This window comes from Aeromonas sp. WP2-W18-CRE-05, assembly GCF_014168615.1.
GTDB lineage: Bacteria > Pseudomonadota > Gammaproteobacteria > Enterobacterales > Aeromonadaceae > Aeromonas > Aeromonas caviae.
Genome location: NZ_AP021917.1, coordinates 1,112,526 through 1,136,470 on the forward strand (window position 1 = coordinate 1,112,526; position 23,945 = coordinate 1,136,470).

Genomic DNA, 23,945 nt, shown 5'->3' on the forward strand with positions numbered 1-23,945 from the left:
GGGGGTTGACCATTGGGCTAAGCGTTATCGGCCAACCTCTGGCTCTGGTCGGTCAAATGGTGCCGGTACACACGAAAGAGGACTTGGCCAGCTATCAGACCGCCATGCAACCCAGAACGCTGGAGACATATCGCGGGAGCTGGGAGGACATAGTCTATTCCCTGCCGCTGGAGGTTGATACCAACTCGGCCATCAAACTGGAACTGGGGTATCTCGGGGGCATGGTTCAGCGGGAGTTTATTTTCAAGGGTAACAGTAGTAGTGGCGGCCCTGTGACATTGAATAGCTGCTGCGGCGATCTGGGTACAATACCCGCGTTGGTGGTCGGCAAGCAAGGGAATAAATAATGGATAAGTCGAACGAGGAAGTTGATGTGAATGAGCAGGTGATTCCTTTTCGTCTATTACCACAGGAAGAGCAACAACGTATTCTCGATGCCAATCAAAAAAAAGTGCGTGAGGCCCCAATTCTTCAGGAGTGGAATATTCGGGTTTCTACACCATTTGCTTGGCTTATTATTTTTCTAGTCACTGCAGTTATGACGTTATTTGCTGTAGGTTGTGTATTACTTACAGGTGATGTTGATTGGGGGTTTGCTTATCTAGCATTCGGTGTTGCTATAGCAATGATCCCTTATTTTCGTTATTTAGTGATGGCAGATAAAAACTATCATTACCGTCTTACAACAGAAGGCGTTATTGTCACTTATCAGGATGTTATTCCAGAAGTAGCTTATACGATAGTCCGTGGTTTGGCTTGGCTTGGCGTGGTGGTCTGTGTATTTGCAGTGGCTGTATTGGGACCATTTTCTCTGGTGGGGGCTGGTGGGATGGCACTCCTTGCGATATTTTTCACTGACTTTAAAAGTGAAGTAACAGAGCATGAAACCATGTTTAAAAAAGATTGGGACTATACGTTAATCATCTCCAATAAAAAGAAAGCATTAAGGTTTGAATCAACGCCATTTAAAATTTCATATAGCGATAATTTATATTGTAAATCTGAAGATTTTGAAAAAGTTGTCGGTCTGATCAAAGAGCAGATTAGATGTGTCGATATAAAATATATAAAAGGCCATCCACATGTACAGAACCTTAAGCGGCAAGCGAATTAATAATACCGTCTAACGTGTTGTTTTGCTTGGATTTTCTCTGCCTACTCTTTTTGCCGTTTTTGGATAAATACACCATTGCCCACTCCAACTTCTCTGTTATTTCCTGCCACGCACCATGGATGATGCTCGCCAATATCGGCATTAACCAAAGCGCGCTGTTTTTGGCAATCTTCAGCATCGATAACTCCGCGCTGCCAATCAGCGTCAGCGCCAGCCGACGTTTGACCAGCAAGGCCAGCAAACTAGCCCAGATCAAGCCTTCCGCTATCGCTTTTTGTCGTGTCGCGAACGCCTTCAACCGGTTATGTGATTTCAGCTCTTTGAACAACAGTTCGATCTGCCAACGGCAACGATACAATGCCATCACCTTCTCGGCTGGCCATCGCTCACGCGGAAGATTGGTCATCCATATACAGAACCGTTTTTCCTCTGCAAACCAACGTCTTATGAGTCGATATTTATACTTTCCCGAACTCACATCCAGATCCAGAACCTCGGCTCTGCAGCTTCTCCGATCGATATCCTTGAGCTTTTTTCCGAGTAACTTGGGCATTTCCCTGCCGTCCTGTCGGTAAGCTGCCTGTACTTTGGGATTGAGATTTTGACTCCCTCTGACCAGATAGCTTCCTTTGGCTTTGGTCACATCAGCAAAGTACTCGCGGCTGATGTAACCGGCATCCGCCAATAACAGTTTGTTATTTAACGAATTTGCGGCCGGAAGATGCTTGCGCTCCGATTCGGTATCCGCCGTGATACTCATCGATATCGGCGACTGGTCCAGCAAGGACATGGTCATATGACACTCTACCGCAGCGGGGCTGTGCTTATTGAATCGGCCCGGGAAATGTTCTGCCAATTGCGGATGTAACGCGAATGACGACCCGTCCTGCAGCAGTACCTGCTCAAAGCCTGCCAGTCCGTGGGCGTCCGGTAGACACTCCTTGAGGCGTAAGGCGATGGCTCGTTCAACCAGTGCGCGCATGAACAAGGGAAAACCCTGCTTGCGTAACTGGTTGTGAAAGGGTTTATACGCTATTTGGTCAGTATCATGGAGCTGCAACGCATTGAAATGGCGATGCAAACCAGCAATACCATCCACCTTGTCGCAACCAAGCCCTGAGAGCAGAGCCGGGAGTAGTCTCGCAGGCTGGATATCCCGGAGTCGCTGACAAAAACCGGTAAATTTACCGATCCGGTTGAGTTCAGAAGAGCTAAGAAGTTGCTTGAGGTACTGGGTTGCATTGATAATAGTCATGGCTTCGGGCGTGTCGGTTTTTTTTTGCGATTAAATCAGATCACAAACGAAGCCTTTTTTCTATCTATTTCAATTGGTTGTAGCTAAAGATCCTGTACATGAGGCCATCCAATGATTTGATTTTTTATATCGTAGCTGTCAGGTGAAGACCATCTCCATGCCGTCTGAGCCTCCAAAGCAGAGCCCCCTTGCCACTGACAAGGGGGCTCTGTCGCTTTCATCGGAGTGCCCGATGTGGTTATGGCGATACCGAAGGGGGGAGGATCATGGGACCGGCCACCGCGTGAGCGGCCTCGTCACCTCGCAGTACCCGTATTATCTCGAGAGCGAACTCGATGGCGGTACCCGGGCCCTGGCTGGTGATCAGGCGATGGGCCTCATCGGTCACTACCCGCGCCGTGCTCAATTGTGTCTCGGGCAGACGGGCCTGAAAGCCCGGATGGCAGGTGGTGCTCGCATCCCCCAGCAAGCCGTGATGGTGCAGTACCACGGCGGGTGCGGCGCAGATGGCGGCGCGCCAGCGGCCGAGGCCTGCCTGCTCCCGTAGCAGGTCGATGGCGAGGGGGGTATCGCGGATCACTTCGCTGCCGGGCAGACCGCCCGGCACGACCATGGCATCGAAGTCACGGGTGGTCAGCTCGTCGAGATGGCAATCCGCCACCAGTTGCACCCCGCGAGAGGCGCGGATCTGGCGCGCTCCGGTGGGGCAACAGGAGGCCAGCACCACATCGATGCCACCCCGAACCAGGGTATCGACGATGGCAACCGTCTCTATCTCTTCCGACCCGGGGGCCACCAGTACCAGTACACTCATCTTGCACTCCTTGCTTGCCAGCTGCTCTGCTCAGCGCTTCTCTTTGACGGCCTGATAGAGACCCTGATTGACCGGCACCGCGATACCGTGAAGGGCGGCCTTGCCCAGCAGGAAGCCGGTGATGGCCTCGATCTCGGTCTCGCGGCCCTGTTCCATATCCTGATACATGGAAGAGTAATTGTCGGCGGTGAGCTCCACCACCATCATGACACGGCGTAGCAGCTCTTCGCTGCCGGTAGGCTGACCTTCGGCCCGCATGACGTCAGCCACTTCCACGCAGATTTGCTGCAGGGCATCGGCAAAACGCGGACCGGCCAATTCGCCGTTCTTGAGCTTGTAGAGCGCGGTGAGGGGATTGATGGCGCAGTTGACGGCGAGTTTCTGCCACTGACGTGTCAGGATCTGCTCATCCCAACCGGCCTGACCCAGGGCGCTGGCCAGCTCGTCGGCGAGGTGAGCATGGGCACGGGCCGCTTCGTTGATTGGGCCCAGCCAGGTCTCCCCCTTGCCGGTGTGGCGGAACACGAAGTGGCCGCTCTGCATGGCGCCATGGCTGGTGACGCCGGCGATCACCGGGTTGTCGGGGAAGAGTGCGACCACCTGATCGGCGATCCCCATGCCGTTGTGCAGCAGCACGATGGGCACTCCTGCCGCCAGTTGCCCGACCAGGGGAGTGAGGGCCGATATCACCTGCCCCGCCTTCGTCATCACCAGCAGGCGTTTGATGCTGCCCGGCTTGTCGATGAAGGCGCGTTCGATGGCCAGGAGCTGGGTATGCCCCTCAAGGGAGGTAAAGTCGACGCCGGGGTGCAAGGTGGCACGATGGCGCTCGCGCAGCAGGAGGCGGGTTGCTTGGCCGCTTTGGGTCAACAGGGAGGCGAAGACGCCGCCCAGGGCGCCGCAGCCCAGCAAGGTCCACTCGGGAGAGACAGGGTGACGGCGTGTTTTCAGGTTGTTGTCGCGTAATCCGCTTGGCATGAAGAGGCTCGATCATGGGAAGGGCTGCCATCCTGTCAACCGCCAACCCGGGATAAGGGAAGATGTCGCTTGGTGAATACCTGGAACCGGTGCATGAGCTGGTTGCCGGGTCGTGCTCAAGGTTCATGCGCAGCCAGGGAGCCTCATGTATGCATGAACATGCGGGTGTCTGGGCTGCACTTCACCGAGTGTCGGACCTCTCGCGACCGCTCCTGAACGGGTTCTAACGGGTCTCACCATTCCTGTGCGCAGGGGATTCTAGCAGAGCAATCCCATCGAAATCAGCAAATTTGCCCGTTTTCTGGTAGATTTGCCCACCTGTCAGCACAACCTGAAGTACAGCATGAGGAGCCCGGCTATGCCGTCATTCGATATTGTCTCTGAAGTCAAAATGAACGAGGTGTTGAACGCCGTTGATAACGCCAACCGTGAACTGGCGACCCGTTTCGATTTTCGTGGTGTGGAAGCCAGCTTCGAATTGAACAAGGAAGAAGTGAAGCTGGAAGCCGACGCCGATTTCCAGCTCAAGCAGATGGTCGAGATCCTGCGTGGCGCCCTGCTCAAGCGCCAGATCGAGAACAGTTCCATGGACGTGGGTGACAGCGTCCACTCCGGCAAGCGTTTCCACCTGACCGTGAAGTTCAAGCAGGGGATCGACAAGGAAGTGGCCAAGAAGCTGGTGAAGCTCATCAAGGATTCCAAGATCAAGGTGCAGGCCGCCATCCAGGGCGACGAGGTGCGGGTCACCGGCAAGAAGCGCGACGATCTGCAAGAGACCATGGCGCTGGTGCGTGGCGCCGAACTGGGCCAGCCGATGCAGTTCCAGAACTTCCGCGATTGATGGCGAACGGGGAGGGCGCGGCTCTCCCCCCACTGCCAGCATGAGGGCATAAAAAAAACCGGAGCAGCTGCTCCGGTTTTTTGTGTCCGTGTGACGAGTTCGATTAGAACTTGTAGGTTACGGAGAAGTAGTGGCCGAAACCAGTGGTCTTCAGACCGTAGGAACCGTTCTGGATGCCGTAGATGTCGTTGAAGTACTTCAGACCGTAACCGACGGCGTAGCGGTCGGAGTGCCAGTACAGGCCGTTGAACATGGCGGTACCGTCGGTGGAAGTGTCCTTGGCATCAAACAGGTGATCCAGGTAACCCTGATAGGCTACGAAGCTGCCGTTGGAGAAGGTGTAGAAAGGCTTGAACCAGTTCATGGAGAACTGATAGCCGTTCCAGCCCTGCTCGCCACCGCCTTCATTGACGTGACGGGCATACAGGTTCATGCCCATTTTGCCGAACCAGGGCACCATGACGTCTGCACCCAGACCAGTCATGGCTTCAAACAGACCATCCGGACCACCGACGTTGATCAGGTTGGCGATGTAGACTTCCTGCACCGGGCCGAAGGAGAGATCTTTGCCGGTCATGGCATCGATGGAGATGCGCGGTGCAAATTTGATGAACAGGTTGTCCTGGTTGTGCTTGTCGTCGTGACGGTTCTGGAAGATGTCGAATACGTCGACGTAACCGTACAGATCGAAGATACCGGAACGGCCACCAAACTCCATTTCGAAGTAGGTATCGTTGTAACCACCTTCGGACTCAGCGTAGGGCAGCTGATCGATGGTGTGCATCACGTTGAACTGGAACCACTTGTAGTCGTTCTTGTGGATGTCGCCGCTGTAGTCGGCAGCGAAGGCCGGAGTGGCGGAGGCAGCCAGCAGACCGGCAGCGATCAGAGTCTTGGTAAATTTGGCCATTTTATTGGTCTCTTGTGCGTTAGTTGAGGTTTTCCGTAGCCTGCCCACAAGGAGCGGGAGGGATTCTAGCCAAATAAATTCAACGGATAAACAAGCACCAGGGAACTTTGTCAGGATTTGTGAATCTAATCACCCCCTAAAATGCGCAAACGCTTGCTATTTGTGCGTTTGTGGTGACAAGGTGCTGCCTCGTTTGGCAACCATGATGATCAGGATCATCACCGGAATGCCGAGCAGACTGGTGCCGATGAAGAAGTGGCTGTAGCCGATCTGCTCCACTACCCGACCGGAAAACCCCGCCAGCAACTTGGGCAGCAACAGCATGATGGAGCTGAACAGGGCGTACTGGGTGGCGGAGAAGGCGACGTTGGTGAGACTCGAGAGATAGGTCACAAACGCAGCCGTGGCGATGCCGGCGCTGAGGTTGTCCAGCGAGATGATCAGGGTCAGCAGCTCCAGGTTGTGGCCCACTTCGTTGAGGAGAGCGAACAGCAGGTTGGTGCTGGCGGTCAGCACGGCGCCGAGGAACAGGATGCGCAGGGTGCCAAAGCGCATCACCAGCACGCCCCCGAGCGCGGCCCCCACCAGCGTCATGATGACGCCATAGACCTTGGTGATGGTGGCCACTTCCGTCTTGCTGAACTGCAGATCCACATAGAAGCTGTTGGACATCACCCCCATCACCACGTCCGAGATGCGATAGCAGGCGATAAGCCCCAGGATCAGCAGGGCCGAGGAGCCGTAGCGGCGGAAGAAGTCGGCGAAGGGACACCAGATGGCCTCGTAGGTCCAGGCCCCCAGCCCGGCCAGCGTGGGTGACCAACCCCGTGCCAGCAGGGTGGCCTTGCGCGCCATCTGCTGCTCGTCCTGACTCTTGAGATCGATCTGCGGCTCGTGGCTCATCAGGGTGGTGAGGATGCCAAGAGACATCAGCCCTCCCATCAGCAGATAGGTGAGCTGCCAGCCGCGATAGTCATAGCCGCTGTTGCTGCCGAGCCAGGCCGCCAGCGCAAGCGCCCCCGCTCCCGCCATGATCATGGCGAGTCGATACCCCGTCATATAGGACGCGGCCATGGCCGCCTGCAGCCGCTCGGGAGCGGATTCGATGCGATAGGCGTCGATGACGATGTCCTGGGTGGCAGAGGAGAAGGCCACCAGCAGGGCGAAGAGGGCCAACTGGGCGAGCTGGGTCTTGGGATCGCAATAGGCCATCCCCACCAGGGAGAGGGCGATCAGCACCTGGGAGAACAGCATCCAGCTGCGTCGCCGCCCAAGCAGCCGTGACAGCAGGGGCAGGGGCAGCCGATCCACCAGGGGCGACCACAGCCACTTGAAACCGTAGGCCAGCGCTACCCAGCTCATGTAGCCGATGTCGGTCAGGCTGACATCCGCCTCGCGCAGCCAGAACGAGAGGGTGCCAAAGACCAGCAGCAAAGGCAGGCCGGAGGAGAATCCCATGGCAAACAGGATGAGTACCCGCGCTTCCAGATAGACGGCGAGGGCATCTCGCCAGCGGGTGGCGCGGCCCGGTGTGTGGCTGGGCGGGCGGAGATTGTTCAACTGCCTGACTCCTCGGGGAAAAGGGGGTCATTTTGTCAGGTTCGGCAGGCGTAGCCAAGGCAAGCCGAGTGGCGCGCGGCAGGTTTCAGGGGCGCGAGCCGATGCAGTGGTGCGGGCAGGGGCCCTCGTCGGCGAGAAAATTGGCGCAGGCCATGAGTTGCAGACGCAGCGCGTCATCACAGAGGAGGTGCTGCTCATCCCACAGGTGCAGGCTGTGAAGCAGATGCCAGAACACCCCTTCCTGTGCGTTGGCGGGGGTTTTGTCCATGGGGATCACGCAGAGCGCCTGCCAATGGGAGAGGAGCTGCCAACTCAAGTCTTCCAACTGCTGATAGGGAATCTTACGTGCCAGAAAATGGCGAACCGCCTGGGCCAGCGGGCCGGCGTGTTGGGTTATGTAATCATGACAGGTCACCGGCTCCTCCTTCTGGTTCTGCTCCCCGATGCGTGGCACACATCGGGGAGCTGAGTATAGAAAAAGAGACCGGTGACCCGTTCAGGGACGCGGTGGAATGTGATCCGGGCCGCGTTATTTGTCCGCGAGCAGCACCACTTTCTTCAGGATGATGGGGCTGGTGGGGACGTCGTTGGCACGCAGGATGGAGCTGTAGCCGGTCTGGACCTGGGCCAGTTTGTCCAGCACCTCCATCCCCTTCACGACCTGGCCGAACACGGTGTAACCGGCGCCGGCATTGGCGTTGAGGTTGTCGTTGTCCACCAGATTGAAATAGAACTGGCGAGTGGCGCTGTCGACCGCCTGGGTGCGGGCCATGGCGATAGTGCCGCGCTTGTTGGGCAGGCCGCCTCTGGACTCGTTGACCACGGGATCGAAGGTCGGCAGGGGCTGGAACTGCTGGTTGTAGCCCCCACCCTGCACCACGAAGTTCTGGATCACTCGGTGGAACAGGCTGCCGTCATAGCTGCCGTCTGCCACGTAGCGCAGGAAGTTCTTCACGGTCTGGGGCGCCTGTTTGGGGGCCAGCTCCACGACGATGGTGCCATGGTTGGTCTCCATCTGGACTTTTTGACCGGCAAAAGCCAGGGGGGCGATCAGGGTGACCAGTAACCAGAGTTTCTTCATTTATATGTCCTCGCTCAGCTCGGCTGGCCCTTGAGATAACCGCGCAGTGCCTCGTCGGCCATGATCTGCTGCAGCACGCTGCCCAGCTGCTGGTTCAGAGTGGATTCCAGATCGGCCATGCTCGGTTCGCCCGGGCCCTCCTTGCTGGAGGACATGTTGAACTGCTTGGTCAGCTTGCTGCCCTGGAAGTCGGCAATCACCTGCAGGCTGACGCGGGACTTGGTGACATAGGTGAAGGTCTTCTCTTCCACGGTGACGGCGGCAGTGGAGATGGCCAGCGTCAGGTTGGTGGTGCCGCTGTTGCCCACTTCCAGGCCCTGGCTGCGCAGCCCTTCCGCCAGTTTTTCAGCCAGCAGGCTGTTGAGAGGCTGACTGCTGTTCACCAGCACAGGGGCCTTCTCTTTTTTCTTGATGGAGAAAACATAGGCGGCTTCACGTTTGTCCACCCCTTCCATGGTGATGCGGTTGCCGGAGTAGTACTGCTGGTTGGAGGGGATGACTTGCGGGTTGAGCAGGGCGCTCTCGGGCCAGTGAGTAGCACAACCGCCCAATACCAGAGCGGCCAGCAGCAAGAGTGACTTTTTCATCATGGGTTTCCTTTAGCTTTATCTTTAGCGTTTGATGGCTTTCAAAATAACGAATTTACTGTTCGACGCAACGACTTGTGCGTTGCCAAACAGGCGCTTGAGTTTGTTGTGATAGTCCAGATGACGGTTGCCTACTATCCAGAGTTCGCCCCCCTGAGGCAACACCCGGTGGGCATCGCTGAACATCTGCCAGGCGATGTGATCGGTGATTGCCTGCAATTGATGGAAGGGGGGATTGCAGAGGATCCTGTCTGCCGCCCCGACGGGAACGTCATCGAGACAGTTGTTGACCATGAAGTGGGCACGGGGCAGGGCATCGGGCAGGTTGTGCTCGACGTTGAGCCGTGCGGACGCCACCGCCATCCGGGATTCGTCGATGAAGGTCACCTCCACCTCGCTGTCCCGCGCGAGCAGGGAGAGCCCGAGCACGCCATTGCCACATCCCAGATCGATCACCCTGCGGGCACTGTGGATGGGCAGGTTGTCCAGCATGAAGCGGGCGCCGATATCCAGGCTCGTGCGCGAGAACACGTTGGCATGGTTGTGGATGAGCATGTCGGTGCCTTCCAGCGGCCAGACGGTCGGGAAGGGACTGGTCAGGGACGGGCGCTCGGCGGCCGGGGTGCAATGAATGAGGCGTGCCTTCTTCCAGGCGAGCGAGGTGCGGGTCTCCCCCAGATACTTTTCGAACAGCTTGAGGGTGGAGGTGTGGATGTCCTTGGCCTTGCCGGCAGCAATGATGCGGGTCGCGGGGGTGACGACCCCGCGCAGGGCAAGCAGTTGCTGCTCCAGCAGCGCCTGATACTTGGAGACCTTGATCACCACCAGGGCGGGGGCATCGGGCAGGGGGGCCAGGGCATCCTGCAGGGTTATGGCGTGGGGATCCAGCCCGTTTTCCGCCAGATTGGCCAGGGTGGCCCGCTCGCTGATGTGGGAGTCGGTCACGCAGACGGGGGCGTGGGCATGCAGGTAGCCTGCCAGGGCGCCGAAGCCGTCGTTCATGATGATGACGGGGCCGTCAGGTGCCTGCTGCGATTCGGCAAGGTGGCTTATCAGGTACTCGTCCGCCGCATCCCAGGCCTGCAGGGGGTCCTGGCTCTGCCGTGGGTAACGATACAGGGTCAGGCGGCAGTGGGCCGTGTCGAGCAGGGTTTGCATAGGCAAGAGTCCAACGTGTGATTGATGAATGGCGACCGTCTGCCCCGTGTTGCCCGGCAGCGGTGAAAGTGGCGCTATTCTAGCGGCGGCGGAGAAATTCACCAGTCCGGTGCGGCGAGAGCGAGCGGATCCTTCGTACCTGATGCATCGGGCGCACAACCCTGGCTACAATGGCCGGATATTCAACGAGGAGTCCTTACCGTGAGCATGCAACAACAGATAGAGGCCAAGCTGGCCGCCGCGCTCTCCCCGAGCCACCTGGAAGTGATCAATGAGAGCTACATGCACAGGGTGGCACCGGGCTCCGAAAGCCACTTCAAGGTAGTTGTGGTGAGCCAGGCGTTTGAGGGACAGCGTTTGCTGGGTCGCCATCGTCAGGTGAACGGGGTGCTGGCCGACGAGCTGGCGGGAGCCATTCATGCATTGGCGCTGCATACCTATACCGAATCCGAGTGGCAGGCCAGGGAGCAGGCGCCAAAGACGCCGGGTTGCGTCAGCAAATCCCCCTTTGCGTGAGCCGTTGGACCTTCTGATGGCGCCTTCCTCGGGCCATTAACAGCGCTATCACGAATGGTGTGCCGCCAGGGATGAGGGGTGTAGCATTATTTTTTCTAATCCTTTTCCTTACGCCTGAAAAATACCCCTATATGGTTAGTTTTGCGAAAAGTCCTTTAAAACCACGGTTTGCAAGGACGTGCGCGAAATATTCAGTGAAGGTTAATTTTGTGATAGGGCGGGGATTTTCCCCATTTGGCGTGGCGGCTAACTCGCCTAAGGTGGTAAACTCAGGCGCTTTTGAATGATCCTGTATGTTGCTGATTTGTTTATTTCTTCGACAGCTTTCCGCGATGTTGACGGGCTCATTCAACAACTCGTCGTGATGTATTTCTCGGCGCTAACCAACCTGTCTTCCCTTAACGGTAGTGCAAGTGAGTATGATTACAATTAAAAGAGGACTGGACATCCCCGTGCTGGGTGCTCCGGAGCAAGTAATCTACGATGGCCCGGCCATCACCCGTGTTGCTACACTCGGCGAAGAGTTCGTGGGGATGCGTCCTACTATGTTTGTCAAAGTAGGTGATCGCGTCATTAAAGGTCAGGAGCTCTTCGAAGATAAGAAGAATCCCGGCGTTAAATTCACGGCCCCTGCCACCGGTGTGGTTTCTGAGATCAACCGTGGTGCCAAGCGTGTTCTCCAGTCCGTCGTCATCGACATCGATGGGTCCGACGAGCAGGTGACCTTTGAGCATTTTGCCTCCGCCGAGCTGGCACAGCTCGAGCGCAGCAAGGTGCAGGAGATCCTGGTCGCATCAGGCCAATGGACCGCGCTGCGTACCCGCCCGTTCAGCAAGGTGCCGGCCGTGGGTTCCACCCCGCGCGCCATCTTCGTGACCGCCATGGACACCAACCCGCTGGCCGCCAGTGCGGAGCTGATCATCAAGGAACAGGCCCAGGCCTTCCTCGACGGTCTGGCCGTGCTGACCCGCCTGACCGATGGTACCGTCCACGTCTGCAAGGGCGAAGCCAGCCTGCCGCACTCCTCCCTGGCCCAGGTCAAGGAAGCCGTGTTCGTCGGTCCGCATCCCGCCGGTCTGCCGGGCACCCACATCCACTTCCTGGATCCGGTCGGTGCCAACAAGGTGCAGTGGCACATCAACTATCAGGACGTGATCGCTTACGGCAAGCTGTTCACCACCGGCCAGATCTTCACCGACAAGGTGATCTCCCTGGCTGGCCCGAACGTCATCAAGCCGCGTCTGCTGCGTACCCGTCTGGGTGCCAGCCTCAGCCAGCTGACCAACAACGAGCTGCGTGCGGACGAAAACCGCATCATCTCCGGTTCCCTGCTGAGCGGTGCCAAGGCCGAAGGGGTCCATGACTACCTGGGTCGCTTCCACAACCAGGTGAGCGTGCTGGGCGAAGGCCGTGAGAAAGAGTTCATGGGCTGGGTCAAACCCAGTGCCAACAAGTTCTCCATCACCCGTACCACCCTCTCTCACCTGATGAAGGGCAAACTCATCAACTTCACTACCACCACCAACGGTAGTGATCGCTCCATGGTGCCTATCGGCAACTATGAGCGCGTGATGCCGCTCGACATCCTGCCGACCCTGCTGCTGCGGGATCTGATCTCCGGTGACACCGACAGCGCGCAGGCGCTCGGCTGCCTGGAGCTGGATGAGGAAGATTTGGCGCTCTGTACCTTCGTCTGCCCCGGCAAGACAGAGTACGGCCCCGTCTTGCGTGAGTGCCTGACCAAGATCGAACTGGAAGGTTAAGCGATGAGTTTCAAGCAACTTCTTGAAAATATGGAACATCACTTCGAGCCGGGTGGCAAGTACGCCAAGTACTATGCCCTGTTCGAAGCGGCGTACACCCTGTTTTATACCCCGGGTTCCGTGACCCGCAATGCCGCCCACGTCCGTGATGCGATCGATCTGAAGCGCATGATGATCATGGTGTGGCTGGCCGTGTTCCCGGCCATGTTCTGGGGCATGTACAACGTCGGCAACCAGTCCATCGCCGCCATCGCCCACATGGGCAGCGCGGCCGGTGCCGATTCCTGGCAATACGCCCTGGCCACCCTGTTCGGTGCCTCGCTGGATCCGGCCGTCGCCGGCATCGGCAGCAAGATGCTGATCGGTGCGGCGCACTTCTTCCCGATCTACATCACCGTCTTTATCGTCGGGGGTTTCTGGGAAGTGCTGTTCGCCATGGTGCGCAAGCACGAGATCAACGAAGGCTTCTTCGTGACCTCCATCCTGTTCGCCCTGATCGTGCCGCCCGAGCTGCCCCTGTGGCAAGCTGCCCTGGGTATCACCTTCGGTGTGGTGCTGGCCAAGGAAGTGTTCGGTGGTACCGGCAAAAACTTCCTGAACCCGGCGCTGGCGGGTCGTGCCTTCCTGTTCTTCGCCTACCCGGGTCAAATCTCCGGCGATGCGGTCTGGGTTGCCGTTGACGGCTTCTCCGGCGCAACCGCACTGAGCCAGTGGGCCCAGGGCGGCCAGATGGCGCTGATCAACGGTGCCACCGGTGAAGCCATCAGCTGGATGGACGCCTTCCTTGGCAACCTGCCCGGTTCCATCGGTGAAGTTTCCACCCTGATGATCCTCATCGGCGCAGCCATGATCGTCTACATGCGCATCGCCTCCTGGCGCATCATCGCCGGCGTCATGGTCGGTATGGTCGCGACCTCCCTGCTGTTCAACGTCATCGGTTCGGATACCAACCCCATGTTCAGCATGCCGTGGCACTGGCACCTGGTGCTGGGTGGCTTCGCGTTCGGCATGGCCTTCATGGCGACCGACCCCGTCTCCGCTGCCTTTACCAACAAGGGCAAGTGGTGGTATGGCGCCCTGATCGGCGTGATGGTGGTGCTGATCCGGGTAGTGAACCCTGCCTTCCCGGAAGGCATGATGCTGGCCATTCTGTTCGCCAACCTGTTTGCCCCCTTGTTTGACCATTTCGTGGCGCAGGCGAACATCAAGCGGAGGATCGCACGTGGCGTTTAATAAAGACTCTACTACCGGCACCCTCGCCGTAGTGACCGGTCTGTGTCTGGTCTGCTCCATCGTGGTCTCCGTGGCTGCCGTGGGTCTGCGTCCGGCCCAGCTGGAAAACAAGGCACTGGACAAGCAAAGCAACATCCTGTCCGTCGCCGGCGTCGACATCAGCGCCGTGGCCAAGCGTGATCTGGCCCAGCTCTATGGCGACAAGATTGAAGCGCGTCTGGTGGATCTGACCAGCGGTGAGTTCGTTGACGGCGACGCCGACAACTTCGACACCAAGGTTGCCGCCAAGGATCCGGCCAAGAGCATCCGTCTGGCCCCGGCCGACGACAAGGCCGGCCTGCGTCAGATCTCCAAGCTGGTTCCCGTGTTCTTCGCGAAAGATGCCGAAGGCAAGGTGGACAACATCATCCTGCCGATCTACGGCCAGGGTCTGTGGTCCACCATGTATGCCTTCGTAGCGGTCGCGGCCGACGGTCAGACCATCAAGGGCATCACCTACTATGACCACGGTGAAACCCCGGGTCTGGGTGGCGAGATCGAGAACCCGGCCTGGCGCGAGCTGTTCGTCGGCAAGAAGCTGTTCGACCAGAACGGTCAGCCTGCGCTGCGTGTGATCAAGGGCCATGCTCCGGCTGGTTCCGAGCATGAAATCGACGGCCTGTCTGGTGCAACCCTGACCGGTAATGGTGTACAGCACACCTTCGACTTCTGGATGGGCCCCAAGGGCTTCGGTCCCTTCCTGGCCAAGGTACGTGCAGGAGAAATCAACAATGGCTGACAAGAGCGAAATGAAAAAGTTGCTGTTGACGCCTGTGCTCGGCAACAACCCCATCGCACTGCAGGTGCTGGGTGTCTGTTCCGCGCTGGCCGTTACCAGCCAGATGAAGACGGCGTTCGTGATGACGCTGGCCGTTACCGCGGTCACCGCCTTCTCCAACCTGTTCATCTCTCTGATCCGCAACCAGATCCCTAACAGCGTGCGGATCATCGCCCAGATGGCGGTGATTGCCTCGCTGGTTATCGTGGTTGACCAGGTGCTCAAGGCGTATGCCTACGACATCTCCAAGCAGCTGTCGGTGTTCGTCGGCCTCATCATCACCAACTGTATCGTGATGGGTCGTGCCGAAGCCTACGCCATGAAGAGTGCCCCGCTGCCCTCCTTCCTGGACGGTATCGGCAACGGTCTGGGTTATGGCGCCGTGCTGCTGACCGTGGCCACCGTGCGCGAGATCCTGGGTTCCGGCACCTGGTTCGGCATCGAGCTGCTGCCGCTGGTGAACAATGGTGGCTGGTATGTGCCCAACGGCCTGCTGCTGCTGCCGCCGAGTGCGTTCTTCATCATTGGTCTGATCATCTGGGGCGTGCGCACCAAGGATCCCAAGCAGGTGGAGGCGAAGGATTAAGGTATGGAACACTATATCAGTCTGTTGATTCGCTCGATCTTCATCGAGAACCTGGCGCTCTCCTTCTTCCTGGGGATGTGTACCTTCCTGGCGGTGTCCAAGAAGGTCAAGACCGCCATGGGCCTGGGGATTGCCGTTATCGTGGTTCAGACCGTTGCCGTCCCGGCCAACAACCTGATCTACAACTACGTGCTCAAAGACGGTGCCCTGGTATCCGGTCTGGATCTGAGTTTCCTGAGCTTCATCACCTTCATCGGGGTGATCGCGGCCCTGGTACAGATCCTGGAGATGGCCCTGGACAAGTACTTCCCGGCCCTCTACAACGCCCTCGGTATCTTCCTGCCGCTTATCACAGTGAACTGCGCCATCTTCGGTGGCGTCTCCTTCATGGTGCAGCGTGACTACAACTTCGTTGAGTCCGTGGTCTATGGCGTGGGTTCGGGTGCAGGCTGGATGCTGGCCATCGTCGCGATGGCAGGGATCCGCGAGAAGATGAAATATTCCGATGTTCCGGAAGGCCTGCGCGGCCTCGGCATCACCTTCATCACCGCGGGTCTGATGGCGCTGGGCTTCATGTCCTTCTCTGGTATTTCCCTGTAATCGGAAAGGAAATATAGATGGAAATTATTCTGGGTGTGGTCATGTTCACCGTGATCCTGCTGGCCTTGGTGGCAGTCATTCTGTTCGCCAAGTCCAAGCTGGTGACCGCCGGTGACGTGACAATCAGCATCAACGGCGACCCGGCCAAGGCTGTGACCAGCCCGGCGGGTGGCAAGCTGCTTGGCGTGCTCGCCGGCAGTGGTATCTTCGTCTCCTCCGCCTGTGGTGGCGGTGGCTCCTGTGGTCAGTGCAAGGTGCGTGTGAAATCCGGCGGCGGCGACATCCTGCCGACCGAGCTGGATCACATCAGCAAGGGCGAAGCCCGTCATGGCGAGCGTCTGGCCTGTCAGGTCACCGTGCGCTCCGACATGGACATCGAGCTGCCGGAAGAGATCTTCGGCGTGAAGAAGTGGGACTGTACCGTCATCTCCAATGACAACAAGGCCACCTTCATCAAGGAGCTCAAGCTGCAGATCCCCGATGGCGAGAGCGTGCCGTTCCGCGCCGGTGGTTATATCCAGATCGAAGCGCCTGCCCACCACGTGCAGTACAAGAACTTCGATATTCCCGAGGAGTATCGTGGCGACTGGGATCGCTTCAAGATCTTCGAGCTGGAGTCCAAGGTCAACGAGCCGATCATCCGTGCCTACTCCATGGCGAACTATCCGGAAGAGTTCGGCATCATCATGCTGAACGTGCGGATCGCAACCCCGCCGCCCAGCAACTGGACTGCCCCTCCCGGCCAGATGTCTTCCTACATCTTCAGCCTGAAGGCCGGTGACAAGGTGACCATCTCCGGTCCGTTTGGCGAGTTCTTCGCCAAGGACACCGACGCCGAAATGGTGTTCGTCGGTGGTGGTGCGGGTATGGCGCCGATGCGCTCCCACATCTTCGACCAGCTGCGCCGTCTGAAGACCAAGCGCAAGATGAGCTTCTGGTACGGTGCCCGTTCCAAGCGCGAGATGTTCTATGTCGAAGACTTCGACATGCTGCAGGCCGAGAACGACAACTTCCAGTGGCACGTCGCCCTGTCCGATCCGCAACCGGAAGACAACTGGGATGGCTACACCGGCTTCATCCACAACGTGTTGTTCGAGAACTACCTCAAGAACCACGAGGCGCCTGAGGATTGCGAGTTCTACATGTGCGGGCCTCCCGTGATGAACGCCGCCGTCATCAACATGCTGAAAAACCTCGGTGTTGAAGACGAAAACATCCTGCTGGATGACTTCGGTGGTTAATCCATGCACAGCGTTGTAAAGACCTGGCTAGCCTTCGGGCTAGCCTTTTTCTTGACTGGGTGCGGTCAGGAAACGGTCCAATCGAAGCCGGAGATCCACATCACCGGCAGCACCATGGGTACCTACTACTCCATCAAGGTGGCGGATAGCGCCGTTCAGGATGCCGCCAGGCTGCAAGCCGAGGTCGACGTCTTGCTGGAGCGGGTCAACGATCAGATGTCGACCTATCGCCCGGATTCCGAGCTGTCACGCTTCAACCAGCACAAGAGCAATACCCCTGTGGTGGTTTCCCGCGATACCGCGCGGGTGGTGACCGAGGCCATTCACATTGGCCGCGAGAGCCGTGGGGCGCTGGACGTCACCGTCGGTCCTCTGGTCAATCTGTGGGGCTTTGGGCCGGATGCCAGACCGAGCAAGGTGCCGTCCGACGAGCTGATCGCCCAGACCCGGCAGAAGACGGGCCTTGGCAATCTGCATGTGATAACCTCTGCCGATGCCGATACCCTGCAAAAGGACATCCCGGACCTCTACGTGGATCTCTCCGCCATTGCCAAGGGGTTTGGCGTAGACAAGGTGGCCGAGTACCTGGAGTCCCAGGGGGCGCGCAACTATCTGGTGGAGATCGGCGGCGAGCTGCGCATCAACGGCGTCAACGGCAAGGGGCATCCCTGGCGTGTCGCCATCGAGAAGCCGACCGTCAATGCCGGTTCCGTACAGGAGGTGATTCTGCCCGGTGACAACGGGGTGGCCACCTCGGGCGAGTACCGCAACTATTACGAGCTGGACGGCAAGCGCTTCTCCCACACCATGGATCCGCTGACGGGCAAGCCCATCCAGCACCGCCTGGTGTCGGTGACCGTCATCCACCCCTCCTGCATGACTGCAGACGGGTTGGCGACCGTGTTCATGGTCATGGGGCCGGAGAAGAGCCTGGCCTATGCCAAGGAACGGGGGCTGGCCATCTTCACCATCACCAAGACGGATGACGGGTTCGAAGAGGCCTATTCGGATGCCTTCAAACCATATCTGGTCAAGAAGTAAGGGGTAACTACATGCAGATCTTTCTGATCACCTTCGGGGTGTTTCTGATGGTCGTGGTGGCCATGGCCATCGGCTACATTTTCCAGCGCAAGTCCATCTCCGGCTCCTGTGGCGGCCTGGGTTCCATCGGGATCGAGAAGGAGTGCGACTGCCCCGAGCCTTGTGACAACCGCAAGAAGAAGATGGCCAAAGAAGAGGCCCGTCGCAAGATGCTGGTGGACAACCGCATCATCTAACGGCGGATATCGCTCTGAAGGCAGCCTTGCAACGAAACGAGTCGACCCCTGGGTCGGCTCGTTTTTTATGTGGCATGGGGTCAGTAGTCATATTGGCTGCATGCCTTTTCCTTGAACTCTTTCTTTCGCTTTGCCAGCTCCTCCCTGGTGCCCAGTTCATCCCCCTGCCTGATGGCGGTTTCCAGTATCTCGATGCGCTTGTATAGCCAGCTGCATTCGGCTGTCGGGTGATCCTTGGCCATGGTCGCTAGCGGCAACAGCAGCAGGCAGAGCCCCGCCCGGATGATGCTCATGCTTCTCCTCCTTGAGTCTCGTGTGGATGTGGCCTTGAGAGTCTATGCCGCCGCGCCCGCGCGCAGACTGGTAGAAATGACAGGGGTGGGGTAGCATGATTCAATCGACTGGTTATCTATACAGTGGTGTCGTCGGCAGGCCTTGCCCCTGGTGGCCACGCGACCGGCACCGACACAGCAACAGACACGGCCATGCGCAAGATCATTCACATCGACATGGACTGCTTCTTCGCCGCAGTGGAGATGCGGGACAACCCGGCCCTTAGGGAGGTGCCGCTCGCCATTGGTGGCGCCGCCGACCGACGCGGGGTCATCTCCACCTGCAACTACGTGGCGCGCCGCTTCGGGGTGCGCTCCGCCATGCCGAGCGCCCTGGCCAGAAAGCTCTGTCCGCCATTGGTGCTGATCCCCGGGCGGATGGCCGTCTACAAAGAAACTTCGCGCCAGTTGCGCGCCATCTTCCTGCGCTACACCGAGCAGGTGGAGCCGCTCTCCCTCGATGAAGCCTATCTCGACGTGACCCAGAGTCCCCGCTGCGGTGGCAGCGCCACCCTGATGGCGGCGGAGATCCGCGCCGCCATCAGCGCCGAGCTTGGGCTGACTGCCTCGGCCGGTGTGGCGCCGAACAAGTTTCTGGCCAAGCTCGCCTCGGAGCAGCGCAAGCCTGATGGCCTGTTCGTCATCCGCCCCCAGGAGGTGGACGAGTTCGTGCGCCAGCTCCCCCTTGGCAAGTTGCCCGGCATCGGCCGCAAGACGGCAGAGCGGCTGGAGTCCCTCGGGCTGTATTCGTGCGAAGATGCCCGCCAGCTCGGCAACGAGGAGCTGATCGCCCGTTTCGGCAAGCTCGGGGAGATGCTGGCCGGCCGCATCTGGGGGCATGACGATCAGCCGGTGCAGGCCAGGCGGGTGCGCAAGAGCATCGGTGTGGAGACGACGCTCGCCAGCGACGTGCTGGACGAGGACGCCTGCTGGCAGGTGCTCAGCCGGCTCATTCCCGAGCTGGAGCAGCGTTTTGCCAAGGCCTGCCCTGCGGAGATGCTGATGGGGCAGGGGATCAAGTTGAAGTTTGCCGATTTTCACCAGACCACCGTCTACCGCAAGGGGAGTTATCAGGCGGCCCGTTTCCACGATCTGCTGCACGAGGGACTGCAACGGGCTCAAGGAAAGCCCATTCGCCTGCTCGGTCTGGTCGTTGGTTTGCCCGGAGCGGGTGAAATCAATCAATTAAGCCTGGATCTCTGCTGATTTAGTTAAGTTTTTGTATCCAAAACCGATACAGTGTTCACATCTGTAGACGTTAGGAAATAGTGGCATGAGTTCTCTTTCTGTTCAGGGACGGATCACCCTGATCGCCGGTTGCTGTCTGCTGGCCAGTGCCGTCGCGCTGGTGGCTTCTTCTCTTTTCAACGCGGCCCGCATGCAGGAGCAGGTGCTCACCTCCACCACCCTGGAGGGGCAGCACGCGGCAGAAAACTGGATGCAGGCCATGGGGGCGACCCAGGCAGCCCGGGTGACCAGCTACCTCGATGAGGCTTACTTCAGGGCGACCCTGCTTGCCGAGGGCATCTTGTTCCAGCGCAAGAACGCGGCCGACAACTTCGTTCACTCCGAGGCGCTGCGCAATGCCGTCAACCAGCAGTTGCAGGATGCGGCGGAGTCGTCAGCGAACCTGCTCGGTGTCTATGCGGTATTCGAACCCAACCAGCTCGACGGGGAGGATGACAACTATCAGGGGTCGACGGCGCTCGGCGCCAACGACAAGGGGCGTTTTTCCAGCTATTGGGCCAGGGTCGACGGCAAGGTCAACCTGGAGGTGATGGACGAGGCGATGCTGGCCAACGACAAGCCCTCCGGACACGGCGGCCTTGAGAACGACTGGTACAGTTGCAGCATCCGCAGCAAGGCGCTCTGTCTGCTCGAACCCTATGTGGACGAGGTGGGGACCCAGCAGGTGTTGATGACCTCGGTAACCGTGCCGCTGCTGGACCAGGGCTCCCTGCTTGGCATGGTGGGGGTCGACATCTCCCTGGGGACCCTGCAGAGCCTGGTGGAAGAGATGGGCCGGACCCTCTACAAGGGGCAGGGCAAGGTGCTCCTGCTCAGCAGTGAAGGGCGGGTGGCCGGCGTGGAAGGGTTCCCGGTCGCCCTTGGCAATCTGCTGGAGCAGCAAGGGCTGGCGCAGGATCTCAAGGGGTGGCTGACCAAGGGAGATGTGGTAACGCGCTGGAGCCCGGATGGCGCACTGTTGCAGACCTTCGTGCCGGTCAGCATGCGCGGTACGGATCGCAAGTGGGGCATCTATATCGAGCTGCCCCGCGCCGTGGTGCTCGCCTCGGCCCTGCAACTGCAAGGGGAGCTTGAGGATCAGGCCCAGCGCAGCGTGGCCACCCAGCTCACCATAGGTGGCGGGATTTCGGCGCTCGCCCTGCTCTGCATCTGGCTGATGGCCCAGCGCATCGTGGCGCCCATCCGCGCCGTGGTGGCACGCCTCAAGGACATCGCCAGCGGGGAGGGGGATCTCACTCAGCGCATCGATCTGCGCAGGGATGACGAGATAGGCGAGCTGGCCAAGTGGTTCAACAACTTCCTGGACAAGCTGCAATCCACCATCAGCCAGGTGATCGACACCGTTGCGGGCACTCGGGCCAGTGCGGCCCTGGCGGCGCAAGGGGCAGCCCGTACCAGCGCCGGCATGCAGTCCCAGTATCAGGAGGTGGATCTGGTGGCGACCGCGTTTGAAGAGTTGAGCGCTACCGCCCTGCAGGTCGCCGGCAATGCCAATGCGGCGGTGGCGGCGGCCGATGAGGCCGACACGGCGGCCCAGGAGGGCAAGTCCGTGGTGGCGCAGACCCAGGAGGCCATGTCCAGACTGATGACGGTGATAAGCGATGCCAAGCCAGTGGTGGAGCACCTCTCTGCCAACAGCGACAACATCAACGACATCCTGGTGGTGATCCAGGGGATTGCCGAGCAGACCAACCTGCTGGCCCTGAACGCGGCCATCGAGGCGGCCCGAGCCGGTGAGCAGGGGCGCGGTTTTGCGGTGGTCGCCGACGAGGTGCGCAACCTGGCGGGACGAACCCAGAACGCCATCGTCGAGATCCAGAACCTCATCGGCCAGTTGCAGTCGGGGACGGAGGCGGTGGTGAAGGCGATCCTGACCGGTCATCACCAGGCGGATCTGACCCTCACCAAGGTGGAGCAGTCGGTCAGCGTGCTGGAGCAGATCATCCAGGCTGTCGGCACCATCCACCAGATGAACGAGCAGATCGCGAGGGCCGCGCAGGAGCAGAGCGGAGTAGCGGACGAGATCAATCGCAACGTCAGCAACATTCGCGATGTGAGCCATACCATTCGGGCGGAAGCGGCGACCTCCGCTGACAACGGGCGCGAGCTGTCGCAACTGGCGGACAAGCAGCAGCAACTGGTGGGCCAGTTCCGGGTGTAGGGGAGGATAAGAAAAAAGGCGCCATCCAACCGGAGGCGCCAAACACATTCAGATGACAGACTGGGTTAAATCGACCTGATTTAGCCCTTCTTCCCGCAGAGGAAGAAACACAACACCACAATCACTGTCGACTCACTCACAAAAACCACATGTAAACCAACATGGAAGAGAAGGTGTGAGCCATATGACAACGAATTGCGTGGCGAATTATGTTTATTCACTGGTCGACCCGCAACCGACAATTTATAATGCGCCCCATTAGAAAAATTCATCGTCGGCCGATTCCATGTCTCGTCGTTTACCTCCGCTCAATGCACTGAAAGCGTTTGAAGCCGCGGCTCGTCACTTGAGCTTTACCCGCGCAGCAGAAGAGCTGTTCGTGACCCAGGCCGCCATCAGCCACCAGATCAAGGCGCTGGAGGAGTATCTCGGCATCAAGCTGTTTCGCCGCAAGAATCGCTCCCTGCTACTGACCGAGGAGGGGCAGAGCTACTTCCTCGACATCAAGGACATCTTCGCCTCCATCTCCGAGGCGACCGACAAGCTGCTGGCCCGCAGCGCCAAGGGGGCGCTCACCGTCTCCCTGCAGCCGAGCTTCGCCATCCAGTGGCTGGTGCCCCGCCTGGTCAAGTTCAGCGAACGCCACCCGGACATCGATGTGCGGATCAAGGCGGTGGACATGGACGAGGGGTCGCTGACCGACGATGTGGACGTGGCCATCTACTACGGCCGCGGCAACTGGCCGGGTCTTCGTTCGGACAAACTGCACACCGAGTACCTGATTCCGGTCTGCTCGCCCCTGTTGCTGACCGGCCCCAAGCCCCTGCGCACCCCGGACGATCTGACCCGTCACACCCTGCTGCACGACACCTCCCGGCGCGACTGGAAGGCCTGGTTCCGCCAGCTCGACATCGACGCCCCCAATGTCAATCAGGGGCCCATCTTCAGCCACTCCACCATGGTGATCCAGGCGGCGATCCACGGTCAGGGGGTGGCGCTCGGCCACAGCGTGCTGGCCCAGCCGGAGATCGAGGCGGGTCGTCTCATCTGCCCGTTCGAACAGGTGCTGGTGAGCAAGAACGCTTTCTATCTGGTGTGTCAGGAGCAGCAATCCGATCAGGGCAAGATAGTGGCTTTTCGCGACTGGATGCTGGAACTGGTGGAGCAGGAAGAGGCCCGCAGGCGTGCCCGCCTTGCCGATGCCTGAGGAGTTGACCTGGTGACTGACCTGACAAGAGAGGGGGCGAGTGACGCCCCCGTTCGCATTCTGCTGGCCCACGGCGCGGGGGCGGGCATGGAGCACAGCTTCCTGGCCGAGTTGTCGCGACTGCTGGCGGGGCCGGAGATCGAGGTGGTGCGCTTCAACTTCCCCTACATGACCAAACGGGCTCAGGACGGCAAACGCAGGCCGCCGGACAGACAACCCGTGCTGCTGGCTCACTGGCGCGAGATGGTGCGCCAGTTTGCCCATCCCCGGCTGTTTCTGGCGGGCAAGTCCATGGGGGGAAGGATGGCGGCCGAGCTGTTTTGCGAGGGGGGCGACGAGATGGATGCTGCAGGATTGATCGTTCTCGGGTATCCTTTCCACCCCCCGGCCAAGCCCGACGCATGGCGGGGCGAGGTGCTCAAGCAGATCACGACGCCCACACTGCTGCTGCAGGGGGAGCGCGATACCTTCGGTTCCCGCGCCGAGCTGGCCAATTTCCCCTTCTCACCCGCCGTATCGGTCCACTGGCTAACCGACGGGGATCATGGTTTCAAACCGAGAAAGGCGAGCGGCATGAGCGAGCAGGAGAACCTGCGCCTGGCCGCGGAGCGGATCAAGGGTTTTATCGCGGCGGTGGGCCGCTCCTGACCATCTCGAGCGGGTCGA

26 protein-coding genes are annotated in these 23,945 nt (G+C 59.3%); 16 read left to right on the forward strand and 10 right to left on the reverse strand.

The genetic code is table 11. The features are described 5' to 3' along the window. Window positions 1-83 precede the first annotated feature (83 nt). A complete protein-coding gene (locus tag H7R73_RS05510) occupies window positions 84-347 on the forward strand; it encodes a hypothetical protein (protein ID WP_158657349.1) in 264 nt (87 codons plus the stop codon). Next, window positions 347-1,114, forward strand: coding sequence for a hypothetical protein (locus H7R73_RS05515; RefSeq protein WP_182951557.1), 768 nt, complete (start codon window positions 347-349; stop codon window positions 1,112-1,114). Before H7R73_RS05510 ends, H7R73_RS05515 begins: the two co-directional genes overlap by 1 nt. Here the strand turns inward: H7R73_RS05515 and H7R73_RS05520 are convergent. The 3 genes from H7R73_RS05520 to H7R73_RS05530 all read right to left on the reverse strand — a co-directional run bounded on the left by H7R73_RS05520 (window position 1,095) and on the right by H7R73_RS05530 (window position 4,161). Beyond that, window positions 1,095-2,369: an IS4-like element ISApu2 family transposase gene (locus tag H7R73_RS05520; protein WP_011191341.1), complete on the reverse strand. Its 1,275-nt coding sequence runs from the start codon at window positions 2,367-2,369 to the stop codon at window positions 1,095-1,097. The two genes, H7R73_RS05515 and H7R73_RS05520, sit on opposite strands and share 20 nt — an antisense overlap. 238 nt (window positions 2,370-2,607) lie before the next feature. After that, window positions 2,608-3,183: a DJ-1 family glyoxalase III gene (locus H7R73_RS05525; protein WP_103260661.1), complete on the reverse strand. Its 576-nt coding sequence runs from the start codon at window positions 3,181-3,183 to the stop codon at window positions 2,608-2,610. Window positions 3,184-3,213: 30 nt separating this feature from the next. Next, window positions 3,214-4,161: a ketopantoate reductase family protein gene (locus tag H7R73_RS05530; RefSeq protein WP_039040714.1), complete on the reverse strand. Its 948-nt coding sequence runs from the start codon at window positions 4,159-4,161 to the stop codon at window positions 3,214-3,216. Window positions 4,162-4,519: 358 nt separating this feature from the next. On the opposite strand from H7R73_RS05530, the gene H7R73_RS05535 reads away from it, so the two are divergent. Continuing rightward, window positions 4,520-5,002: a YajQ family cyclic di-GMP-binding protein gene (locus tag H7R73_RS05535; RefSeq protein ID WP_010673357.1), complete on the forward strand. Its 483-nt coding sequence runs from the start codon at window positions 4,520-4,522 to the stop codon at window positions 5,000-5,002. Window positions 5,003-5,105: 103 nt separating this feature from the next. Here H7R73_RS05535 and H7R73_RS05540 read toward each other — a convergent pair whose 3' ends face one another. The 6 genes from H7R73_RS05540 to H7R73_RS05565 all read right to left on the reverse strand — a co-directional run bounded on the left by H7R73_RS05540 (window position 5,106) and on the right by H7R73_RS05565 (window position 10,298). Further along, the gene (locus H7R73_RS05540; protein ID WP_039040713.1) at window positions 5,106-5,912 is read right to left on the reverse strand and encodes a nucleoside-specific channel-forming Tsx family protein; all 807 of its coding nucleotides are present in this window, start codon (window positions 5,910-5,912) and stop codon (window positions 5,106-5,108) included. A 156-nt stretch (window positions 5,913-6,068) separates the two neighbouring features. Then, entirely contained in the window at window positions 6,069-7,472 is a 1,404-nt protein-coding gene (locus tag H7R73_RS05545; protein ID WP_048208191.1) for an AmpG family muropeptide MFS transporter, read from the reverse strand. An 85-nt stretch (window positions 7,473-7,557) separates the two neighbouring features. Further along, complete coding sequence (locus H7R73_RS05550) at window positions 7,558-7,887, reverse strand: hypothetical protein (protein WP_103260660.1); 330 nt, start codon at window positions 7,885-7,887, stop codon at window positions 7,558-7,560. A gap of 114 nt (window positions 7,888-8,001) precedes the next feature. Further along, on the reverse strand, window positions 8,002-8,553 hold the full coding sequence (locus H7R73_RS05555) for a peptidylprolyl isomerase (protein WP_010673361.1): 552 nt from the start codon (window positions 8,551-8,553) through the stop codon (window positions 8,002-8,004). Between the two features lie 14 nt (window positions 8,554-8,567). Next, window positions 8,568-9,140, reverse strand: coding sequence for a YajG family lipoprotein (locus tag H7R73_RS05560; protein ID WP_039040711.1), 573 nt, complete (start codon window positions 9,138-9,140; stop codon window positions 8,568-8,570). Between the two features lie 24 nt (window positions 9,141-9,164). Beyond that, a complete protein-coding gene (locus tag H7R73_RS05565) occupies window positions 9,165-10,298 on the reverse strand; it encodes a methyltransferase (RefSeq protein WP_010673363.1) in 1,134 nt (377 codons plus the stop codon). Between the two features lie 207 nt (window positions 10,299-10,505). Here H7R73_RS05565 and H7R73_RS05570 point away from each other — a divergent pair, with 207 nt between their 5' ends. The 9 genes from H7R73_RS05570 to nqrM all read left to right on the forward strand — a co-directional run bounded on the left by H7R73_RS05570 (window position 10,506) and on the right by nqrM (window position 18,331). Beyond that, window positions 10,506-10,814, forward strand: coding sequence for a BolA family protein (locus H7R73_RS05570; RefSeq protein WP_010673364.1), 309 nt, complete (start codon window positions 10,506-10,508; stop codon window positions 10,812-10,814). A 419-nt stretch (window positions 10,815-11,233) separates the two neighbouring features. Continuing rightward, window positions 11,234-12,577, forward strand: coding sequence for a Na(+)-translocating NADH-quinone reductase subunit A (locus tag H7R73_RS05575; protein ID WP_029313920.1), 1,344 nt, complete (start codon window positions 11,234-11,236; stop codon window positions 12,575-12,577). Window positions 12,578-12,580: 3 nt separating this feature from the next. Next, window positions 12,581-13,810, forward strand: coding sequence for an NADH:ubiquinone reductase (Na(+)-transporting) subunit B (locus H7R73_RS05580; RefSeq protein ID WP_010673367.1), 1,230 nt, complete (start codon window positions 12,581-12,583; stop codon window positions 13,808-13,810). Then, the gene (locus tag H7R73_RS05585; RefSeq protein ID WP_029313922.1) at window positions 13,800-14,588 is read left to right on the forward strand and encodes a Na(+)-translocating NADH-quinone reductase subunit C; all 789 of its coding nucleotides are present in this window, start codon (window positions 13,800-13,802) and stop codon (window positions 14,586-14,588) included. Before H7R73_RS05580 ends, H7R73_RS05585 begins: the two co-directional genes overlap by 11 nt. Next, on the forward strand, window positions 14,581-15,213 hold the full coding sequence (locus tag H7R73_RS05590) for an NADH:ubiquinone reductase (Na(+)-transporting) subunit D (protein ID WP_005303545.1): 633 nt from the start codon (window positions 14,581-14,583) through the stop codon (window positions 15,211-15,213). Before H7R73_RS05585 ends, H7R73_RS05590 begins: the two co-directional genes overlap by 8 nt. 3 nt (window positions 15,214-15,216) lie before the next feature. Beyond that, complete coding sequence (gene nqrE / locus H7R73_RS05595; protein WP_005303538.1) at window positions 15,217-15,813, forward strand: NADH:ubiquinone reductase (Na(+)-transporting) subunit E; 597 nt, start codon at window positions 15,217-15,219, stop codon at window positions 15,811-15,813. A 17-nt stretch (window positions 15,814-15,830) separates the two neighbouring features. Continuing rightward, a complete protein-coding gene (gene nqrF, locus H7R73_RS05600; RefSeq protein WP_010673369.1) occupies window positions 15,831-17,054 on the forward strand; it encodes an NADH:ubiquinone reductase (Na(+)-transporting) subunit F in 1,224 nt (407 codons plus the stop codon). A gap of 3 nt (window positions 17,055-17,057) precedes the next feature. Then, entirely contained in the window at window positions 17,058-18,095 is a 1,038-nt protein-coding gene (locus H7R73_RS05605) for an FAD:protein FMN transferase (protein ID WP_103260659.1), read from the forward strand. Window positions 18,096-18,106: 11 nt separating this feature from the next. Continuing rightward, on the forward strand, window positions 18,107-18,331 hold the full coding sequence (gene nqrM / locus H7R73_RS05610) for a (Na+)-NQR maturation NqrM (RefSeq protein ID WP_010673371.1): 225 nt from the start codon (window positions 18,107-18,109) through the stop codon (window positions 18,329-18,331). A gap of 80 nt (window positions 18,332-18,411) precedes the next feature. Here the strand turns inward: nqrM and H7R73_RS05615 are convergent, their stop codons facing one another. Beyond that, window positions 18,412-18,624: a hypothetical protein gene (locus H7R73_RS05615; protein ID WP_041214674.1), complete on the reverse strand. Its 213-nt coding sequence runs from the start codon at window positions 18,622-18,624 to the stop codon at window positions 18,412-18,414. A 192-nt stretch (window positions 18,625-18,816) separates the two neighbouring features. Here H7R73_RS05615 and dinB point away from each other — a divergent pair, with 192 nt between their 5' ends. The 4 genes from dinB (at window position 18,817) to H7R73_RS05635 (ending at window position 23,927) form a co-directional block, all read left to right on the forward strand. Further along, a complete protein-coding gene (gene dinB, locus H7R73_RS05620; protein WP_010673373.1) occupies window positions 18,817-19,869 on the forward strand; it encodes a DNA polymerase IV in 1,053 nt (350 codons plus the stop codon). A gap of 67 nt (window positions 19,870-19,936) precedes the next feature. Then, window positions 19,937-22,072 carry a methyl-accepting chemotaxis protein gene (locus H7R73_RS05625; RefSeq protein ID WP_042015878.1) on the forward strand — a complete coding sequence of 712 codons (2,136 nt, stop codon included), beginning with the start codon at window positions 19,937-19,939 and terminating at the stop codon, window positions 22,070-22,072. A 286-nt stretch (window positions 22,073-22,358) separates the two neighbouring features. After that, window positions 22,359-23,279, forward strand: a complete 921-nt coding sequence (locus H7R73_RS05630) for a transcriptional regulator GcvA (RefSeq protein ID WP_029313926.1) — start codon at window positions 22,359-22,361, stop codon at window positions 23,277-23,279. 12 nt (window positions 23,280-23,291) lie between these two features. Continuing rightward, on the forward strand, window positions 23,292-23,927 hold the full coding sequence (locus tag H7R73_RS05635) for an alpha/beta fold hydrolase (RefSeq protein WP_103260658.1): 636 nt from the start codon (window positions 23,292-23,294) through the stop codon (window positions 23,925-23,927). The last annotated feature ends 18 nt before the right edge of the window (window positions 23,928-23,945 follow it).

Coding starts and splice junctions, on each gene's coding strand:
- H7R73_RS05515 (WP_182951557.1), top strand. CDS start 347: ATGGATAAGTCGAACGAGGAAGTTGATGTGAATGAGCAGGTGATTCCT.
- H7R73_RS05520 (WP_011191341.1), bottom strand. CDS start 2,369: ATGACTATTATCAATGCAACCCAGTACCTCAAGCAACTTCTTAGCTCT.
- H7R73_RS05525 (WP_103260661.1), bottom strand. CDS start 3,183: ATGAGTGTACTGGTACTGGTGGCCCCCGGGTCGGAAGAGATAGAGACG.
- H7R73_RS05530 (WP_039040714.1), bottom strand. CDS start 4,161: ATGCCAAGCGGATTACGCGACAACAACCTGAAAACACGCCGTCACCCT.
- H7R73_RS05535 (WP_010673357.1), top strand. CDS start 4,520: ATGCCGTCATTCGATATTGTCTCTGAAGTCAAAATGAACGAGGTGTTG.
- H7R73_RS05540 (WP_039040713.1), bottom strand. CDS start 5,912: ATGGCCAAATTTACCAAGACTCTGATCGCTGCCGGTCTGCTGGCTGCC.
- H7R73_RS05555 (WP_010673361.1), bottom strand. CDS start 8,553: ATGAAGAAACTCTGGTTACTGGTCACCCTGATCGCCCCCCTGGCTTTT.
- H7R73_RS05560 (WP_039040711.1), bottom strand. CDS start 9,140: ATGAAAAAGTCACTCTTGCTGCTGGCCGCTCTGGTATTGGGCGGTTGT.
- H7R73_RS05565 (WP_010673363.1), bottom strand. CDS start 10,298: ATGCAAACCCTGCTCGACACGGCCCACTGCCGCCTGACCCTGTATCGT.
- H7R73_RS05570 (WP_010673364.1), top strand. CDS start 10,506: ATGCAACAACAGATAGAGGCCAAGCTGGCCGCCGCGCTCTCCCCGAGC.
- H7R73_RS05575 (WP_029313920.1), top strand. CDS start 11,234: ATGATTACAATTAAAAGAGGACTGGACATCCCCGTGCTGGGTGCTCCG.
- H7R73_RS05580 (WP_010673367.1), top strand. CDS start 12,581: ATGAGTTTCAAGCAACTTCTTGAAAATATGGAACATCACTTCGAGCCG.
- H7R73_RS05590 (WP_005303545.1), top strand. CDS start 14,581: ATGGCTGACAAGAGCGAAATGAAAAAGTTGCTGTTGACGCCTGTGCTC.
- nqrE (WP_005303538.1), top strand. CDS start 15,217: ATGGAACACTATATCAGTCTGTTGATTCGCTCGATCTTCATCGAGAAC.
- nqrF (WP_010673369.1), top strand. CDS start 15,831: ATGGAAATTATTCTGGGTGTGGTCATGTTCACCGTGATCCTGCTGGCC.
- H7R73_RS05605 (WP_103260659.1), top strand. CDS start 17,058: ATGCACAGCGTTGTAAAGACCTGGCTAGCCTTCGGGCTAGCCTTTTTC.
- nqrM (WP_010673371.1), top strand. CDS start 18,107: ATGCAGATCTTTCTGATCACCTTCGGGGTGTTTCTGATGGTCGTGGTG.
- H7R73_RS05615 (WP_041214674.1), bottom strand. CDS start 18,624: ATGAGCATCATCCGGGCGGGGCTCTGCCTGCTGCTGTTGCCGCTAGCG.
- dinB (WP_010673373.1), top strand. CDS start 18,817: ATGCGCAAGATCATTCACATCGACATGGACTGCTTCTTCGCCGCAGTG.
- H7R73_RS05625 (WP_042015878.1), top strand. CDS start 19,937: ATGAGTTCTCTTTCTGTTCAGGGACGGATCACCCTGATCGCCGGTTGC.
- H7R73_RS05630 (WP_029313926.1), top strand. CDS start 22,359: ATGTCTCGTCGTTTACCTCCGCTCAATGCACTGAAAGCGTTTGAAGCC.